General features: G+C 74.3%; 14 protein-coding genes. 7 read left to right on the top strand and 7 right to left on the bottom strand.

What is annotated here, in order from left to right; all coding sequences use genetic code 11:
- Positions 1-190: 190 nt before the first annotated feature.
- The 3 genes from ACZ6Y1_RS05460 to ACZ6Y1_RS05450 all read right to left on the bottom strand — a co-directional run bounded on the left by ACZ6Y1_RS05460 (position 191) and on the right by ACZ6Y1_RS05450 (position 3,036).
- A complete protein-coding gene (locus ACZ6Y1_RS05460) occupies positions 191-1,015 on the bottom strand; it encodes an MOSC domain-containing protein (RefSeq protein WP_469623246.1) in 825 nt (274 codons plus the stop codon).
- A gap of 52 nt (positions 1,016-1,067) precedes the next feature.
- On the bottom strand, positions 1,068-1,598 hold the full coding sequence (locus ACZ6Y1_RS05455) for a DUF6643 family protein (RefSeq protein WP_469623242.1): 531 nt from the start codon (positions 1,596-1,598) through the stop codon (positions 1,068-1,070).
- A 256-nt stretch (positions 1,599-1,854) separates the two neighbouring features.
- Positions 1,855-3,036: a glycosyltransferase gene (locus tag ACZ6Y1_RS05450; protein ID WP_469623239.1), complete on the bottom strand. Its 1,182-nt coding sequence runs from the start codon at positions 3,034-3,036 to the stop codon at positions 1,855-1,857.
- 199 nt (positions 3,037-3,235) lie between these two features.
- Between ACZ6Y1_RS05450 and ACZ6Y1_RS05445 the strand changes: the two genes are divergently transcribed.
- The 3 genes from ACZ6Y1_RS05445 (at position 3,236) to ACZ6Y1_RS05435 (ending at position 6,992) form a co-directional block, all read left to right on the top strand.
- On the top strand, positions 3,236-3,979 hold the full coding sequence (locus ACZ6Y1_RS05445) for a nucleotidyltransferase domain-containing protein (RefSeq protein WP_469623235.1): 744 nt from the start codon (positions 3,236-3,238) through the stop codon (positions 3,977-3,979).
- A gap of 487 nt (positions 3,980-4,466) precedes the next feature.
- Positions 4,467-5,258: a glutamate racemase gene (locus ACZ6Y1_RS05440; RefSeq protein ID WP_469623232.1), complete on the top strand. Its 792-nt coding sequence runs from the start codon at positions 4,467-4,469 to the stop codon at positions 5,256-5,258.
- 63 nt (positions 5,259-5,321) lie between these two features.
- On the top strand, positions 5,322-6,992 hold the full coding sequence (locus tag ACZ6Y1_RS05435; RefSeq protein WP_469623228.1) for an ABC-F family ATP-binding cassette domain-containing protein: 1,671 nt from the start codon (positions 5,322-5,324) through the stop codon (positions 6,990-6,992).
- A 283-nt stretch (positions 6,993-7,275) separates the two neighbouring features.
- Here ACZ6Y1_RS05435 and ACZ6Y1_RS05430 read toward each other — a convergent pair whose 3' ends face one another.
- Positions 7,276-7,746 carry a VOC family protein gene (locus ACZ6Y1_RS05430; RefSeq protein WP_469623225.1) on the bottom strand — a complete coding sequence of 157 codons (471 nt, stop codon included), beginning with the start codon at positions 7,744-7,746 and terminating at the stop codon, positions 7,276-7,278.
- 115 nt (positions 7,747-7,861) lie between these two features.
- On the opposite strand from ACZ6Y1_RS05430, the gene ACZ6Y1_RS05425 reads away from it, so the two are divergent.
- From ACZ6Y1_RS05425 to ACZ6Y1_RS05410, 4 genes are all read left to right on the top strand, one after another.
- Entirely contained in the window at positions 7,862-8,377 is a 516-nt protein-coding gene (locus ACZ6Y1_RS05425) for a hypothetical protein (RefSeq protein WP_469623222.1), read from the top strand.
- A gap of 160 nt (positions 8,378-8,537) precedes the next feature.
- The gene (gene lnt, locus ACZ6Y1_RS05420; protein ID WP_469623709.1) at positions 8,538-10,064 is read left to right on the top strand and encodes an apolipoprotein N-acyltransferase; all 1,527 of its coding nucleotides are present in this window, start codon (positions 8,538-8,540) and stop codon (positions 10,062-10,064) included.
- Positions 10,065-10,101: 37 nt separating this feature from the next.
- Positions 10,102-10,656 (top strand): NUDIX hydrolase, encoded by a 555-nt coding sequence (locus ACZ6Y1_RS05415; protein ID WP_469623219.1) that lies wholly within the window; start codon positions 10,102-10,104, stop codon positions 10,654-10,656.
- Between the two features lie 107 nt (positions 10,657-10,763).
- On the top strand, positions 10,764-11,942 hold the full coding sequence (locus ACZ6Y1_RS05410) for an acyltransferase family protein (RefSeq protein ID WP_469623216.1): 1,179 nt from the start codon (positions 10,764-10,766) through the stop codon (positions 11,940-11,942).
- Here the strand turns inward: ACZ6Y1_RS05410 and ACZ6Y1_RS05405 are convergent.
- The 3 genes from ACZ6Y1_RS05405 to ACZ6Y1_RS05395 all read right to left on the bottom strand — a co-directional run bounded on the left by ACZ6Y1_RS05405 (position 11,939) and on the right by ACZ6Y1_RS05395 (position 15,597).
- Positions 11,939-13,207, bottom strand: coding sequence for a MalY/PatB family protein (locus tag ACZ6Y1_RS05405; RefSeq protein ID WP_469623213.1), 1,269 nt, complete (start codon positions 13,205-13,207; stop codon positions 11,939-11,941). The two genes, ACZ6Y1_RS05410 and ACZ6Y1_RS05405, sit on opposite strands and share 4 nt — an antisense overlap.
- A 44-nt stretch (positions 13,208-13,251) precedes the next feature.
- Positions 13,252-14,028 carry a trypsin-like serine peptidase gene (locus tag ACZ6Y1_RS05400; protein WP_469623210.1) on the bottom strand — a complete coding sequence of 259 codons (777 nt, stop codon included), beginning with the start codon at positions 14,026-14,028 and terminating at the stop codon, positions 13,252-13,254.
- A 114-nt stretch (positions 14,029-14,142) separates the two neighbouring features.
- Complete coding sequence (locus tag ACZ6Y1_RS05395) at positions 14,143-15,597, bottom strand: glycosyltransferase family 39 protein (RefSeq protein WP_469623207.1); 1,455 nt, start codon at positions 15,595-15,597, stop codon at positions 14,143-14,145.
- Positions 15,598-15,700: the final 103 nt, after the last annotated feature.

Raw genomic sequence — 15,700 nt, 5'->3', positions numbered from 1 at the left:
CGCGTACAAGCCTCCCGCACCTCCCGGAAACGCGCATTCCGGGACGCGCGAGACAGGTGTCACCCGATCCGGTGTCGTCCCCGTACCGGCCGCCCACCTGTCTCGACTGATCCAACGGCGTGGTCGGGCCGGTTGGTTCCAGTCGGGGCGAGGCTCCCCCCGAAGGTGTCATTCCGGGGGTCTGAGCGGGTCATTCGAGGATGCGGACCTCGTCGCCGACGCGCACGGTCCCGAGCCGGACCGGCACCAGCTGCCGCCCGAAGGCCAGCGACTTGCCGATCCGCCGGTGCTCGGCGAGGGTCTTCAGCGGTTCCCTGCCCCGCTGCGCGGTCGCCTGGTCGGTGGTGGTCACGATGCACCGGCCGCACTCGCGGACCCCGCGGAACTCGGCGTCGCCGATGGCGATGCGCCGCCAGCCGTCCTCCGCCCAGGCCTCCGCTCCGGCGACCACCACATTGGGGCGGAAACGATTCATCGGCAGCGGACCCTCCTCGGGGTGGTCCCCCTGCGCGATCAGTGCGTTGAGGGCCTCCAGCGAGGCGAGCGTGGTGAGCAGCAGCGGGTACGCGTCGGCCAGGCTCACCGTCTCGCCCGGCAGCGCGTAGTCCGGGTCCACGGGCCGGCGCACGGCCGGCTCGTCCAGGTGGGCGAGCCGCACCGGAACCCCGAGGTACTCGCCGAACCAGGCGGCCGCGGCGTCGGCCGCGATCACCGTCTCGACCTTCTGCCCGAACAGTACGACCGGCTCCAGCGGCCCCGGTCCGGGCGCCTCCACCACCAGCTCCGCCATGCCCGGCGCGGACACCGCGATCCCTCCGCCGTCCACCGGACGGGCCGAAGCCAACGCCAGCCGCGGCTGCTGGCGTTGGGTGATGACCATGCCCTCGGTGTCGACCAGCGCCCACCGCCGGTCTCCGGACAGACCCCATGGCTCCACGGCAACCGCGTCGGGAGCGGTCCCGGCCAGCGATTTGACGGGATGGACGTGGAGCGCATGGACATGCAAGTTCGACATGGAGGCATATTGCCAGCCCCGTCGGATGTCCATGCAACTGACTTGGGATCGGTCAGTAGCCGCGCCCCTGGTACGGACGGCCGTACGGGTCCTCGTAGGAGGCCCCCTGGACCGGCGCGGGCACCTGAACCGGAACCTGCATCGGGCGCGGTGCGGCCGGGCGCATGGCCTCGTAACCGGCGGCCGCGGCGACCGGGCGGGGAGGCTGCAGCTGGGGCTGCGGCACGAACCCGGCGCGGGCGCCGACGGGCTGCTGCTGCGGGATGTACGGAGCGGGCGCGTTCTGCAGCGGCGTCTGCTGCGGAGCGGTCTGCTGCGGGTACGGGTACCCGTACCCGGGTGCCTGCTGCTGGGGCGTCGCTGGGGGAAGGGCGGCCGGCAGGGCGGGCAGCGCCGAAGCGAGGGCCGGGAGGTATCCGCCGCTCGAATACCCGGAACTCGGGGAGTCGTAGGCGGCCGGGACGCGGATCGGAGCGATCTGCGGAGTGCCGCGTTCGGCGACGAGGGAGTCGTAGATGGGGGTGTCCGGGAAGGAGGGCGCGGAGTAGTAACCGCCGCCATAAGTGGAGCGGGGGGAGGTCATGGGTCATAAGTTAAGCCCACGACTTCACGGGGTCCATAGCGAGGTGTCACCAACCCCCCTCTGACCTGCATATTCGCAGGTCAGAGCCCCACCTTTCACTTGGCGTTCACGTGCACGATTCGCCACGTCCGCACCGCCTTGTCCCACTCGTCCTCACCGGTTGTGTGGTGCACCGATTTGCTGCTGACGGAGCGTCACACCTCGGTGACCTCGGATGACGTTGGTTTTGGCCATAGTTCGTGCGCGATTCCCTGTTTCAGGCGTCACTGGGGCGGGCATAGGTACGGCCCTTCCATGCCGCTCCGCGTCCCCGGTAGTGCTGGACGGCCGAGTCGACGGTCATCAGCAGGTACAGGAAGGCGGTGAACGGAAGCAGCGGAGCGAGCGCGGCCGACCGGCGGTAGTACCGGAGCATCGGCAGGTAGGTGCCCGCCATCAGCAGCCACGCCAGGCCTCCGGCCCAGGCCACGGCCGGGTGCCCGGTCGCGAGCCCCGCGAGGAGCGCGGCCGGCGGCACGAGGTAGACGAGCACCAGCCCCGCGACCGTGCCGGCCAGCAGCAGCGGCTGGTGGCGCAGCTGCGCGTACGCGCTGCGCGAGACCATCCGCCAGAGGTCGCCGAGCGCGGGGTACGGGCGCACGCTGTCCACCCGCTCCGCGAGCCCGAGCCAGATCCGTCCGCCGGAGCGCTGCACGGCGCGCGCGAGGGACACGTCGTCGATGACGGCCTGCCGGATGGAATCGGGCACCCCGGCCCGCACGGCGGCAGCGGTGCGCAGCAGGACGCAGCCGCCCGCGGCCGCCGCGGTGCGGGCGGCCGGGCGGTTGATCCGGCGGAACGGGTAGAGCTGGGCGAAGAAGTAGACGAAGGCCGGTACGACGAGCCGCTCCCAGAAGCCGGCCACGCGCAGCCGGGCCATCTGGGAGACGAGGTCGAGGTCGGCGGAGGTCGCGGCGGCGACCAGCTCGCGGAGGCTGTCGGGCTCGTGCGCGATGTCGGCGTCGGTGAGGAGGAGGTACTCGGGCTCCGCAGGACGCGCGGTGCGGGCGTGCGCGATGCCGTGGCGCAGTGCCCAGAGCTTGCCCGTCCAGCCGGGGGCGGGATCGCCGGGGGAGACGACGGTGAGCGGCAGCCCGGGCTGCTCGCGCGCCAGCCCGAGCGCGAGGGCGGCCGTGCCGTCGGTACTGCCGTCGTCCACGAGCACCACCTCGGCCTCGCCGGGATAGTCCTGGGCGATCAGCGACGGCAGGCTGCGGGGGAGTACCTCGGCCTCGTCCCGCGCGGGCACGATGATCGCCACGGACGGCCAGCGGGCGGGGGCGGTGCGGGGTTCCGGGAGCCGGACGTCGGTGCGCCAGAACATGCCCTGGGCGAGCGTGAGCCAGAGCCAGGCGGCGAGGGAGGCGAAGGCCGCGCAGGCGGCGGTGAGGAGGCCCATGTCGGCAGTGTGCCGGGCCGGGCGGGGAGTGTCGTGGACCCGGACGCGGCGGCGTCGTGGCGCCGGAAACCGGGTCGTGCGCGAGCACTTGGTCTGCCGGTCTGTTGCTGGTCTGCGGGGTCTGCCGGGTCTGCCGGGTCTGCGGGGTCTGCCGGGTCTGCCGGGTCTGCCGGGTCTGCGGATCTGTCACCCTGGCCGGATGGAAACGGACCCTGTGGAGCAGGCGCGACGGCTCGCCGGTGAGCTCTTCCCGGACGCGCTCGCCGTGATCCTCGCCGGATCGACGGCGGCCGGACGCGCCACCGCCGGCAGCGACCTGGACATCGCCGTGCTGGTGCCGGACGGCTGCGAGACGTACCGGGAGACGATCCGGTACGAGGGGCGGCTGGTGGAGCTCTTCGTCCACACCCGTGCCGGACTCGCCGAGCTCTTCGCGGCGGACATCGCCACGCGGCGCGCGGTGATGCAGAACATGTACGCGGCCGGGCGCGTCCTCGTCGACGTGGACGGCGAGGCGGGGCGGGCCCGTGCGCTGGCCGCGGCCGACCTCCGGGAGGGGCCGCCGGCGCTGGATCCGGAGACGGTCGAGAGCAAGAGGTACGCGCTGACGGACGCGTTGGACGACCTCGCGGACGCGGGTGACCCGGTGGAGCGGCTCGCTGTGGCGGCGGTCGTACTCGACGCCGCCGCCGAACTGCTCCTGGACCACCACCAGGCCTGGGCAGGGGGCGGCAAGTGGCTGCCGAGACGGCTGCGGGCGGCGGACGCGCGGCGCGGGGGTGCGCTGGTGGAGGCGCACCTCCACCTGTGCGGGTCCGGCGACCCGGCGGCGTTGCTCGCGGCGGCGGGGGAGATCCTCGACCTGGTGGGCGGCCCCTTGCGCGAGGGCTACCGCCGCACCTGGCAGAGCCGGTTCGCTGCCGCTGAGCCCGACCGGCCCTGACCCCGGTCCCCTGCGGGACCGTCTGCCTGCGGGTACGCGGGCGGGACGCCGCCCCGTCTCCCGGCGGTTCCCTGACGGGCGGCCACCGACCGGGGGGTACGCGGGACGGGCCGGTCTCGGAGCTGCTGAGGCCCGGCGGGGGTGTTGGTCCGTGTGGCGCGGCCGTGCCGGCGGGGGCCCTGCGCCGCCGAGCCCGGCGGGTCCCGGCGGGGAGGTGCTGCGGTGCCTGCGGCCCGGTCGTCGGGTCTGGGGCTGCTGACGTCTGGCGGGGGCGTTGGTCCGTGTGGCGCGGGCGTGCCTCGGGGCCTCGTGCCGTCGAGCCCGGCGGGGCCGGGGAGAGGTGTTCCGGTGCCGCGGCCCGGGGCGTCGGGTCTGGGGCGGCTGAGGTTCGGCAGGGGCGTTGTCCGGTGTGGTGCGGCACTGCCTCGGGGTCCGGTACCGCCGAGCCCCGCGGGGGGCCCGGCCCCGCAGGGATTAAGGTGGCGGGGTGAAGATCGCCCTCATGGACTCCGGAATCGGCCTTCTCGCGGCGGCCGCGGCGGTGCGGCGGCTGCGGCCGGACGCGGATCTCGTGCTGTCCTCCGACCCCGACGGGATGCCCTGGGGGCCGCGTACCCCGGCCGACCTCACCGGGCGGGCGCTCGCTGTCGCCCGGGCCGCCGCCGCGCACCGCCCGGACGCGCTGATCGTGGCCTGCAACACCGCCACCGTGCACGCCCTCGACGCCGTGCGGGCCGAGCTCGAGCCCGGCATCCCGGTGATCGGCACCGTTCCCGCGATCAAGCCCGCCGCGGCGGCCGGCGGCCGCGTGGCGATCTGGGCCACTCCCGCCACCACCGGCAGCCCCTACCAGCGCGGGCTGATCCGCGACTTCGCCGCCGGCGCCCGGGTCACCGAGGTGCCGTGCCCCGGTCTCGCCGACGCCGTCGAGGCGGCGGACGACGACGCCGTGGCGGCCGCCGTCGCCGTGGCCGCCTCGCTGACCCCGTCCGACGTCACCGACGTGGTGCTCGGCTGCACGCACTACGAGCTGGTCGAGGCCCCGATCCGGACCGCCCTCGACGGGCGGACGCGGGGAGCCGGGTACGTCTTCCACGGCTCCGCCGAGCCCGTCGCCGTGCAGGCGCTGCGCCGTCTCGGCGTCGGGCCGGAGCCCGGGCTGCCCCGTACCGGCGGACTGACCGTCCTGCGCAGCGGGCGCGAGGGGAACCTTCCCGCTGCCGCGCTCGCCTACGCGGAAGGGCAGTTGCTCGTCGGCCACGGCGCGCCCGTCGCCTGATCCACTCCGTCCGCGAGACGGAGCGTCTTGCGTTGCACCGATAAGTGGTTTACCTTTGCCGGCATGACGAGACGGAACGGTTCGTCTCGCCGGGATAGTCGCCGTCAACGGAAGGAATCGCCCTTGCGCGCTCCACTCGCCTCCACCCAGATCGTCCTGTCCGAGGTCACCAAGAGCTACGGCGCCCACGTCGTCCTGGACCGCGTCGGCGTCACGGTCCGGCCCGGCGAGCGGGTCGGGGTCGTCGGCGACAACGGCTCCGGCAAGTCCACCCTGCTCCGGCTCCTCGCCGGACGGGAGCGGCCCGACCACGGGGAGGTCACCGTCACCGCGCCCGGCGGCCTCGGCCACCTCGCGCAGACCCTCGACCTGCCGCCCTCCGCCCGCGTCGGCGACGCCGTCGACCTCGCGCTCGCCGACCTGCGTGCGCTGGAGCGGCGGATCCGGGCCGCGGAGGCGGCCCTGCACGCGGCCGGCCCCGAGGAACTCGCCTCGTACGCGGCGCTCCTCGATGCCCATGAGGCGCGCGGCGGCCGAGACGCCGAGCGGCGCGTCGCGACCACCCTGCGCCGCCTCGGCGAACGCACCGGCCTCGACCCGGACCGCCGGCTCGGCACCCTGTCGGGCGGTCAGCGGTCCCGCCTCGCGCTCGCCGCCGCCCTCGCCTCCGAGCCGGAGCTCCTGCTGCTCGACGAGCCGACCAACGACCTCGACGACGAGGCGGTCGGCTGGCTGGAGGAGCACCTGCGCGGCCACCGCGGAACCGTCATCGCGGTGACGCACGACCGGCTCTTCCTCGACCGCGTCACGACGACCCTCCTGGAGGTGGACCCCGGCAGCCGTACGGTCCGCCGCTACGGCGACGGGTACGAGGGGTTCCTGACCGCCCGCGCCGCCGAGAGTGCCCGGCGGCAGCGGGAGCACGAGGAGTGGCGCGAGGAGGTCCGGAGCGCCGAGAAGCTCGCCGACACCAACATCGGGCGCTTCGCCGCCATCCCGCGCAAGCTGCCCCGCGGCTTCAGCGGGGCCGGGGCGTTCCGCGCGCGGTCGCGGGGCCACGGCGCCGCGAGCCGGATCCGGGCCGCCCGCGAGCGACTGGCCCGGCTCACCGAGAACCCGGTCCCGCCGCCTCCGCGGCCGCTCGCGTTCACCGGCCGGTTCACCGGGGGAGCTGCCGGGGCGGTGGAGCTGGCCGGGGCGGCGGTGCGGGGGAGGCTCGGGCCGGTGTCGCTGAAGCTGGTCCCGGGGGAGCGGCTCCTGGTCACCGGGCCCAACGGGGCCGGCAAGTCGACCCTGTTGCACCTGCTGGCAGGTGAACTGGAGCCCGCACAGGGCCTCGTACGGACTCCCCCGCGGGTGGGCCTGCTCCGGCAGGACGACCCGTGGGCGGGTGAACTCCGCTCGGTGGTGCAGCTGTTCGGGCAGGACCGCGCCGATCAGGTCGCCGCGTACGGGCTGCTCGCGCCCGAGGACCTCGGCAGGCCGCTGCGCGCGCTCTCGTCCGGGCAGCGCCGCAAGGCCGAGCTGGCCGGGCTGGTGGCGCGCCCGCTGGATCTGCTGCTGCTCGACGAGCCGACGAACCACCTCGCCCCGGCGGTGGTGGAGGAACTGGAGGCGGCGCTGGCCCATTTCGCCGGGACGCTGGTCGTGGTGACGCACGACCGGCGGCTGCGTGCGGCCTTCGCGGGCCGGCGCCTGGAACTGCTGCGCGAACCGGCCCCCCCGAGCCGGTGAGCCCGCCTGCCCGCCTGCCCGCCTGCCCGCCTGCCCGCGGGTCCACGGGGTGCGCCGTTCCGGTCCCCGTACCCCGGTCCCTGGACGGCCCCTGCCGGTGCCTCGGCCGCCGGCCGGGCCGTCCTCGTCAGGGGCGCCGCCCACGCCGTGACGCCCGACCGCGGTCAGGGCGCCTGCCCCGTCCTGGCCGACGCGGGGGCCCTCACCCACGGCCGGGCCGGGCTGTCGGGGGGCGCTGCGCGACGCGCTCACGGGCCCGCTGCCGGGCTGACCGGCTGACCCCCTATCGGGACTGTCCGAGCCGTCGCTCCAGCTCCTCCTGGGACACCTCCTCCACGTGGGTCAGGAACACCCACAGGTGCCCGGACGGGTCCCGCAGGATCGCGGTCCGGTCGCCGTGGAACTGGTCGGCCGGCTCCTGCACCAGCTCCGCGCCCGCCGCCACGGCGGTCCGGGCGAGCGCGTCCACGTCCGGTACGAACACGTGGAGCGCGACCGAGGTCCCGCCCAGCTCCGAAGGCGCGGAGAACGGCCCCTCGGAGGTGTCGCCGAGCATCAGCACCGCCCCGCCGATCCGGATCTCGGCGTGCAGCACCCCGCCCTCGGGGCCGCCGAGCCGGAACTCCTCGACGGCGCCGAAGGCCCGGACGTAGAAGTCGATCGCCGCGGCGGCGTCGGCCACCATGATGTGCGGCACCACCGCCGTGCGGTAGCGCGCGGGAACGGTGTTCTGAACTGCCTGGTGAGTGGTCATGCGAGGACCGTAGGACCTCAAGTTTGATTGAGGTCAAGCACGGGAAGGCGCGCGGTGCGGCCCGTGTGGGCGAGAGGCGGTGGCGCCGGTGCGGAACGTGAGTACGCTGCACAACATGACGGTCCACACCCCGGGTCCGCGATGGACGGGCCGGGCCTCCAACCGCGTGCAGTGGCTGCTGGCGGCAGCCGGTGCGGCCTGTCTGGCGCTCGGCGCGGAACTGGCCGTCGACAACACCTGGGCCTCCGGCTACGTGCCCCTCCTCATGTCCGTGATCGGCTGCCTCGCCGCGGGGCTGCTGATCCTCTTCGGGACGCTCGCCTTCGTGCACGTCGCCGTCAGCGTCGACGCCGAGGTCTTCGAGGTGCGCTGCGGCCACATGGGGCTGCCGCGCCGAAGGATCCCGCTCAGCGACGTGGCCTCGGCGGAGTTCGTCCCCCGGATCACCCCGCAGCAGTGGGGCGGCTGGGGCTACCGCTGGCGCCCAGAGAAGGGCACCGCGGTCATCGTCCGGCGCGGTGAGGGCCTGGAACTGAGGCTCGGCGACGGGAAGCTGTTCACGGTCACCGTCGACGACGCCGAGAACGCCGTCCGGGTCATCCGCACCCACCTGCGGGCCCTCGCCCGATAGGTCCTTACCTGCGCTTTGTCCGAGGGGACGTACACTCCGCCAGATGAGCAGCAGTGTCACCCGCACGGCCGGGAACGAGCCCGTGAAGCCCGCCGACCCGGCCGGGACCGCCACCACCGGGGCCACCACCCCCGTGGCCCGGGACGGAGTCCTCTCCCGGATGGGGCCGCGCGCGGCCCTGTGGCTGGTGCGGGCCCCGCTCGCGGTGCTCGCCGGAGTGCTGCTCTACCTCAGCTTCCCGCCCCGCCCCCTGTGGTGGCTGGCCCCCTTCGCCCTCGCGCTGCTCGCCGGCTGCCTGCACGGCCGGCGCGCCCGGGCCGGCTTCGGCCTCGGGTTCCTCGCCGGGCTCGGCTTCATGCTGCCGCTCCTCGTGTGGACCGGCTCGGAGGTCGGTCCGGTGCCCTGGCTGGCGCTCGCCGCCGTCGAAGCCCTCTTCATCGGCCTCACCGGCCTCGGCATCGCCCTCGTCGGCCGGCTCCCCGCCTGGCCGGTCTTCGCCGCGGCCGTCTGGGTGGCCGGGGAGGCCCTGCGCGCCCGGGTCCCCTTCGGCGGTTTCCCCTGGGGCAAGCTCGCCTTCGGCCAGGCCGACGGGGTCTTCACCCCGCTGGCCGCCCTCGGCGGCACCCCGCTGCTCTCCTTCGCCGTCGCCCTCTGCGGATTCGGCCTGTACGCGGCCCTGCGCGCGGCCCGCGAGCACCCCGGCCGCGCCACCGCCGCCGTCGCGGCGCTCAGCGTCGCCGCCCCCATCGGCGCCGGGCTCGCCGCCCGCCCGCTGGTCTCCGACGCGGCCGAGGACGGCAAGGCCGTCGCCGCCGTCATCCAGGGCAACGTCCCGCGTCTGGGCCTCGACTTCAACGCCCAGCGCCGCCAGGTCCTCGACAACCACGTCAACCGCACCGTCCAGCTCGCCGAGGACGTGGCGGCCGGGCGGGTGCCCAAGCCCGACTTCGTCGTCTGGCCGGAGAACTCCTCCGACCTCGACCCCTACTCCCAGCCCGACGCCTACGCCGCCATCGAACGGGCGGTCAAGGCCATCGGCGTGCCCGTCGCCATCGGCGCCGTCGTGGCCCCGGAGACCGGGCCGCTGCGCAACACGATGATCCTCTGGGACCCGGTCAAGGGCCCCACGGACACCTACGACAAGCGCAAGATCCAGCCCTTCGGCGAGCGCATCCCGATGCGCTCCTTCGTCCGGCTCTTCAGCTCGGACGTGGACCGGGTGCGCCGCGACTTCGGCCCCGGCAAGGACCCCGGCGTCTTCGACATGGCCGGCAGCGGCGTCGGCATGGTCACCTGCTTCGAGGCCGCCTTCGACGACGCGGTCCGCTCCACCGTCCGCGACGGCGCCCAGGTGATCGCCGTCCCCAGCAACAACGCCACCTTCGGCCGCACCCAGATGACCTACCAGCAGCTCGCCATGGACCGGATCCGCGCGGTCGAGCACAGCCGTACCGTCCTGGTCCCGGTCACCAGCGGGGTCAGCGCTGTCATCCGCCCCGACGGGAAGATCGTGGAGCAGACCAGGATGTTCACCGCCGACGCGCTCGTGGCCGAGATCCCCCTGCGCTCCACCGAGACCCCCGCCACCCGCCTGGGGCCACTCGCCGAGTACGCCCTCCTGCTGATCGCCGCGGGCGGTCTCGGCCTGGTCCTGACCCGGCGCGTCCGCGCACGACGCGCCGCCTGACGCGGGAGCCACGCCCCCGGCCTCGTAGGGTCGGGGGATGACCACACCCGACTTCATCCGCGAGATCCGCGCCACAGCCGGCCACCAGTTGTTGCTGCTGCCCGCCGTCACGGCGATCGTCTTCGACGACCGGGGCCGGGTCCTGCTGGGCCGGCGCTCCGACAACGGGCGGTGGTCCGTGGTCGGCGGCATCTGCGAGCCCGGTGAGCAGCCGGCCGAGACCGCCGTGCGCGAGGTCCAGGAGGAGACGGCGGTGCACTGCGTTCCCGAGCGCGTGGTCCTCGTCCAGATGCAGGCTCCGATCACCTACCCCAACGGCGACGTCTGCCAGTTCCAGGACATCACCTTCCGCTGCCGTGCGACCGGCGGCGAGGCGCGGGCCAACGACCACGAGTCCCTGGACGTGGCCTGGTTCGCGGTGGACGAGCTGCCGCCCATGGAGAAGTTCTCGCTGTTCCGGATCGAGCAGGCCCTGCGCGACGAGCCCACGTGGTTCGAGCCCTTCGAGATGCCCGCCGAGATGCCCGCCGAGATGCCCACCGAGGTGCCCGCCGGGGAAGCGGAGGGGATCCTTCAGTCGCACGCGGAGTGAGGGATCCGTCACCCCGCCCGGTCCCGTGAGCCCCCTGTGAGCGCGCTAGAGTTCCGCAGATCCGAACGAGATTCGGACAACCATACGTGTCAGGGGGCGTTCCAGGGATGAGTGTGCGCAGTTCGGCCGCGAAGCCGGAGCCGATACCGGGCGGCGGACGTCTGGCGGCCCTGGACGGCGTCCGGGTGCTCGCCGCACTGTCCGTGCTCTTCTACCACTACGTGGTCCTCGCGAGCGCCTGGGGCCGGCCGACCGAAGGCGTCTTCCCGGTCGCCCGCCCCTTCGCCGTGTACGGCTGGCTCGGCGTCGAGATCTTCTTCCTGGTCAGCGGTTTCGTCATCTGCATGAGTGCCTGGGGCCGCACCCTGGGCGAGTTCGCGGTCTCCCGGGTGTCCCGGCTCTTCCCCGCCTACTGGGCGGCGGTGGCCTTCACCGCGCTCGTGCTCCTCGCCTGGCCCGAGGTGAGGAGGATCGAGCGGTTCACGGACATCCTGGTGAACCTGTCGATGGTGCAGGGCGGCCTCGGGGTCCCGCACATCGACGACGCGTACTGGACCCTCTTCGTCGAGCTCAAGTTCTACGTGCTCTTCGCGGTCGTCGTCATGAGCGGTCTGACCTACCGCAACTGCGTGCTGTTCTGCGGCGTCTGGACCCTGGCCGGCGTCGTGGCCCCCACGGCCGACAGCGGTCTCCTGTCCTTCTTCGCCGTCCCGACCGCCTCCCCCTACTTCATCGCCGGGATCGCCTTCTACCTGATGCGGCGCTTCCGGCCGAACGCCGTGCTGTGGGCCGTCGTCCTCGCCCAGTTCCTCGTGGCCCAGCACCACGTGCGCGCCCGCATGATCTCCAGCCTCGGCCGGGACGCCACCGACCACATCAGGGACTGGCCCGCGCACCTGATCATCCTGCTCGGCTTCCTCGTGATGGCGGGCATCGCGCTCGGCGCCTTCGACCGCGTCCGCTGGCGCTGGCTCCCGCACGCGGGGGCGCTCACCTACCCGCTGTACCTGATCCACATGATGGCGGGGCTGACGCTCATCCATCACTTCCGTGACCGGGTGTCCCCGGTACCCCTCGCCCTCGGCGTGACCGCCGTCATGCTGGCGATCGCCTGGGTCATCCACCGGTTCGTGGAACGTCCGCTGGGACGCGCGCTGCGCAACAGCCTGCGCCGCGGAATGCAGGACATCCGCTCCGGCACCCCGGCGCCGCCCCGGTCCTCGGTCGACCGTCTTCCCGCGCAGCCCTCCGCCCCCGAGGCCGAACGCATCCCCGCCGCGCGCTAGGGGGTGTTGCGAAAGGGGCCCCGCGGCTCCGCCAGTGCGCGTCCCATCCGGGCCAGCGCCTCGCGCAGGATGGCCGGGGAGGTGGCGAAGTTGAGGCGTACGCATCCCGCCCCGCCCGTGCCGAAGACGTGCCCGGAGCTCAGGGCCACGCGGGCCCGGTCCAGGAACAGCCTGGCCGGCCCCGCGATGTCGGCGACCACACCGGGGCCGTCGCACGGCTCGTCGTCGTGCAGGCCCAGCCCCGTGCAGTCCAGCCAGGCCAGGTACGTGCCCTCGGGCGGGACGTGGCCGATGCCCGGCAGGTGCTCCTCGACCAGCGCGCCCAGCAGGCCGCGGTTCGCGTCCAGCCCCGTCAGCAGGTCGTCAAGCCACTCCCCGCCGTCCCGGAACGCCGCCGTGTGCGCCAGGACCCCCACATGGCTCGGGCCGTGACCGACCTCCTCCGGCATCCGGCGGAGGTCGCCCGCCGACTCCGGGCCCGCGATGGCCACGGCGGCCTTGAGGCCGGCCAGGTTCCAGGCCTTGGACGCGGACATCAGGGAGAAGCCGTCCTCGGCGCCGGGGACGTCGAGGAACGGCGTGAACCGGGCTCCGGACAGCACCAGCGGGGCGTGGATCTCGTCCGCGACCACCCGCACGCCGTGGCGGCGGGCCAGCGCGGCGACCGTTTCCAGCTCCTGGCGCGTGTGGACCACACCGGTCGGGTTGTGCGGGTTGCTCAGCAGGAACGCCGCCCGGCGTCCCCCGCTGCGGGCGCGGACGAACGCGTCCTCCAGGGCGCCGGGATCGATCCGCAGATCCGGGCCCAGGGGCGCCTCGACCACCTCGCGTCCGTCGTGCGAGACGAAGGCGTAGAAGGGCGGGTACACGGGGGAGCAGACCACGACCGCGTCCCCCCGCCCGGTGATCAGCCGCAGCACCTCGACGATGCCCAGCATGACGTCGGGGGTGATCGCGGTGTCCTCGATCCGGATGCCGTCCCAGCGCCAGCGCTCCGCGGCGAAGGCCGCCAGGGCCTCGGCGTACGCGGTGCCCTGCGGATATCCGGTGTCGCCCAGGTCGATCGCCCGGTGCACGGCCTCGGCCACGGGCGGCGCGAGGGGTACGTCCATCTCGGCCACCCACAGCGGGAGGACGTCCGCGGGATGGGTGCGCCACTTCATGCTGGTGCGCCGGCGCAGCTGCTCCAGGGAGAGCCGGACCAGCGGATCGGTCCGGCCGTCGTCCGCGGACGGGGAAGGCCTCGGGTTCCTCGGCGCGCTCATGACCACAGACTGCCCGCTGCCGCGGCCCGCGCAACCGTGCGCCGTCAGTCCGTGTCGGCCGCCTCCCGGTACAGCTCGACGGCCTGGTCGCCCATCACCGCGCTGTAGGAGATCTCCGGCACGCTTCCGCCGCCCTCGTACCCGCCGAGCACCCCGGCCAGCGCGCCGTCCACCAGCCACGGGCTGCCGCTGGTGCCGCCGGTGAGGTCCGGGCAGCCGATCCGGCGCTGGGTCCCGGACAGCAGCGCGGTGGTGTTCGCGCACCGTAGCGGGGCCTCCAGGGTGCGGGGGTAGCCGATCACCGTCACCGTGGCGTCGTCGGGCTGCTCCGCGGCGACCGGGAAGCCGCCCACCAGGTCCTCGACGGACCCGCCCCGCCCCCCGTCGACGGGGACGACCGTCGCGAACGCGATGTCCGCGTCCGGGTCCTGGCCCTCCTTCCAGCCGTCGGCGACGTACACGCCGGTGATCCGCCACAACCCGTACGGGGCCCTGCCGTCCCGGTAGCCCGGGGCGAAGAAGGTGGAGTCCGGTTCCCCCACGCAGTGCGCGGCGGTGGCGATCACGTCGTGGCCGTCGCTGCGCACCACGGCCGCGGTGCAGAAGTGCCCGCCGTCGAGTCCGCCCGTGAACAGGGCGCCCACCCGGTCCGCCGTCGCGTCGGGCAGGGCCTCGGCGGTGACGCCGAGCGGTGCGCCGGCCACCGCGTCGGGGACGTCCACGCCGACGAGCGCGGCCATGGCGGCCAGGGCCGGCAGGATCCGGGACGCCCGCCGCGCACGGGTGCGCCGGGCCGGTCGGTGGAGCGTTCGGTGGATCATGCCCCCACCCTGCCTGCCGAACCCTTGTCCGGAGCCCGGTATTCCGTATGAATACGCTGTGAATCCCGTGGAGCCGCGGTGAAATCCGGACCGTAGGAAACACCAGGCAGCGGTTCAGGCGCGGCGCTCGTACACCGTCACCCGGCGGCCCCGCAGCTGGCGGTCCTCCACCACGGTGAAGGACTCCCGCAGGACGGCGGCCTTCGCCCTGTCCCGCTCCGCCGACGGAGCCTTCGCCACCTGCGCCGAGTCCGTCACCAGGAGGACCCGCCGCCGGGCGAGCACCGCCGCCCGGATCCGCGCCGGGTCGGCCTCCTCGCCCTTCAGGGTGGCCGAGGCCACCGGGGTCCTCGCGAGGGCGATGTCGTCCAGGCCCGTGAAGGCGGCGGGGGAGACCAGCGCCGTGTCGCGCCGCGCCGCCGGGACGAAGAGCACCGCATCCCCGTCCCGCTTCAGCCGGGCCACCTCACCGGCCACCGCCAGCACGTCGTCCACCCGGCTGGCCGGGGCCCGCTTGCCCAGCTCCACCGGCAGCAGGGCCAGCACCGAGACGCCGACCACCCCCGGTACCAGCAGGGCCGACGCCCTCGGGAAGCGGGGCGCGCAGGCCCGTACCGCAGCGCCCAGGGCGGCGCCGATCAGCAGGGCCAGGCCCAGCATGCTGAAGAGCACGTACCGGTCCAGGAACAGCGGCTGGACCAGCGACAGCCCGGCCAGGCCGAGCTGCGGCACCGCCAGCAGCGGCAGCCCGACCGCGGCCGCCGACAGCCGGGACCGGTCCGGGCGGTCCGACCACGCCCCGAGGGCGCCGATCGCCAGCAGGATCCCCGGGCCGATCATCATGTGCCAGGTCAGCGGCGGTATCCAGGACACCTGGTCGGACTGGCTCCGGCTGAAAAGGATCAGCGGCAGCGCCCCCGCCACCGCCCCCGCGCCGTACGCCGTCCAGCGCAGCCACGTACCGCGCCCGGCCCGCACCCACCACAGCGTCGCCGCGTGGGCGGGCAGCACCAGCAGGGACAGCCAGTTCAGCAGCGCGCACACCAGCACGGCGGTCCCGTACGCCGCCCAGCGCGGCCACACCCGCCGCCCGGGGCCGCTCCCCAGGAGCGACACCAGCAGCAGCGTCGAGACCGCGGCCCCCGCCGCGACCAGCGCGTACGGCCTGCCCTCCTGGAGGTAGAACTGGACCGCGGGCAGCAGCCCGAGGGCGAGTCCGCCGCCCAGGCCCGCCCAGAAGCCGGCCAGCCGCCGCCCGATCAGCGCCACGCAGGACGCGGCGGCCGCGACGGCCAGCACCGAGGGCAGCCGCAGCGTGGCCGTGCTCGCGCCGAAGACCTCGAACAGGGCGTGCATGAGGAAGTAGTACAGCCCGTGCACGGCGTCCACGGTGCCGAGCATGTCCGCGATCCGGCCCGCCGGGCGCCCGGCGACCTGCCAGGTCGCCGCCTCGTCCCGCCACACGCTGTCCTGCCGGGAGAGCCCCCACAGACCGAACGCCAGGGTCCAGAGGAACGGGATGAGCCATATGAGGCGCCCGCGTCGGGCCGCGGGTATGTGGCAAAGCATGAAGGCGCTGGAATCCTCGGTCTGGCGTTCGGGCGGAAAGCACCAGTCTATGGACGACACGGACGGTTTCCGGACCGCCTGTTGTGCACGGAGGTGCGTGATC

The sequence above is a fragment of the Streptomyces sp. NPDC053432 genome, from assembly GCF_055585365.1.
The sequence above is the reverse complement of the archived record's forward strand: the minus strand, read 5'-3'. Positions and strand labels throughout refer to the sequence as shown.

Coding starts and splice junctions, on each gene's coding strand:
- ACZ6Y1_RS05450 (WP_469623239.1), bottom strand. CDS start 3,036: ATGGGCCTCCTCACCGCCGCCTGCGCGGCCTTCGCCTCCCTCGCCGCC.
- ACZ6Y1_RS05415 (WP_469623219.1), top strand. CDS start 10,102: ATGACCACACCCGACTTCATCCGCGAGATCCGCGCCACAGCCGGCCAC.
- ACZ6Y1_RS05410 (WP_469623216.1), top strand. CDS start 10,764: ATGAGTGTGCGCAGTTCGGCCGCGAAGCCGGAGCCGATACCGGGCGGC.
- ACZ6Y1_RS05445 (WP_469623235.1), top strand. CDS start 3,236: ATGGAAACGGACCCTGTGGAGCAGGCGCGACGGCTCGCCGGTGAGCTC.
- ACZ6Y1_RS05455 (WP_469623242.1), bottom strand. CDS start 1,598: ATGACCTCCCCCCGCTCCACTTATGGCGGCGGTTACTACTCCGCGCCC.
- ACZ6Y1_RS05435 (WP_469623228.1), top strand. CDS start 5,322: ATGACGAGACGGAACGGTTCGTCTCGCCGGGATAGTCGCCGTCAACGG.
- ACZ6Y1_RS05405 (WP_469623213.1), bottom strand. CDS start 13,207: ATGAGCGCGCCGAGGAACCCGAGGCCTTCCCCGTCCGCGGACGACGGC.
- ACZ6Y1_RS05425 (WP_469623222.1), top strand. CDS start 7,862: ATGACGGTCCACACCCCGGGTCCGCGATGGACGGGCCGGGCCTCCAAC.
- lnt (WP_469623709.1), top strand. CDS start 8,538: ATGGGGCCGCGCGCGGCCCTGTGGCTGGTGCGGGCCCCGCTCGCGGTG.
- ACZ6Y1_RS05460 (WP_469623246.1), bottom strand. CDS start 1,015: ATGTCGAACTTGCATGTCCATGCGCTCCACGTCCATCCCGTCAAATCG.
- ACZ6Y1_RS05430 (WP_469623225.1), bottom strand. CDS start 7,746: ATGACCACTCACCAGGCAGTTCAGAACACCGTTCCCGCGCGCTACCGC.
- ACZ6Y1_RS05395 (WP_469623207.1), bottom strand. CDS start 15,597: ATGCTTTGCCACATACCCGCGGCCCGACGCGGGCGCCTCATATGGCTC.
- ACZ6Y1_RS05400 (WP_469623210.1), bottom strand. CDS start 14,028: ATGATCCACCGAACGCTCCACCGACCGGCCCGGCGCACCCGTGCGCGG.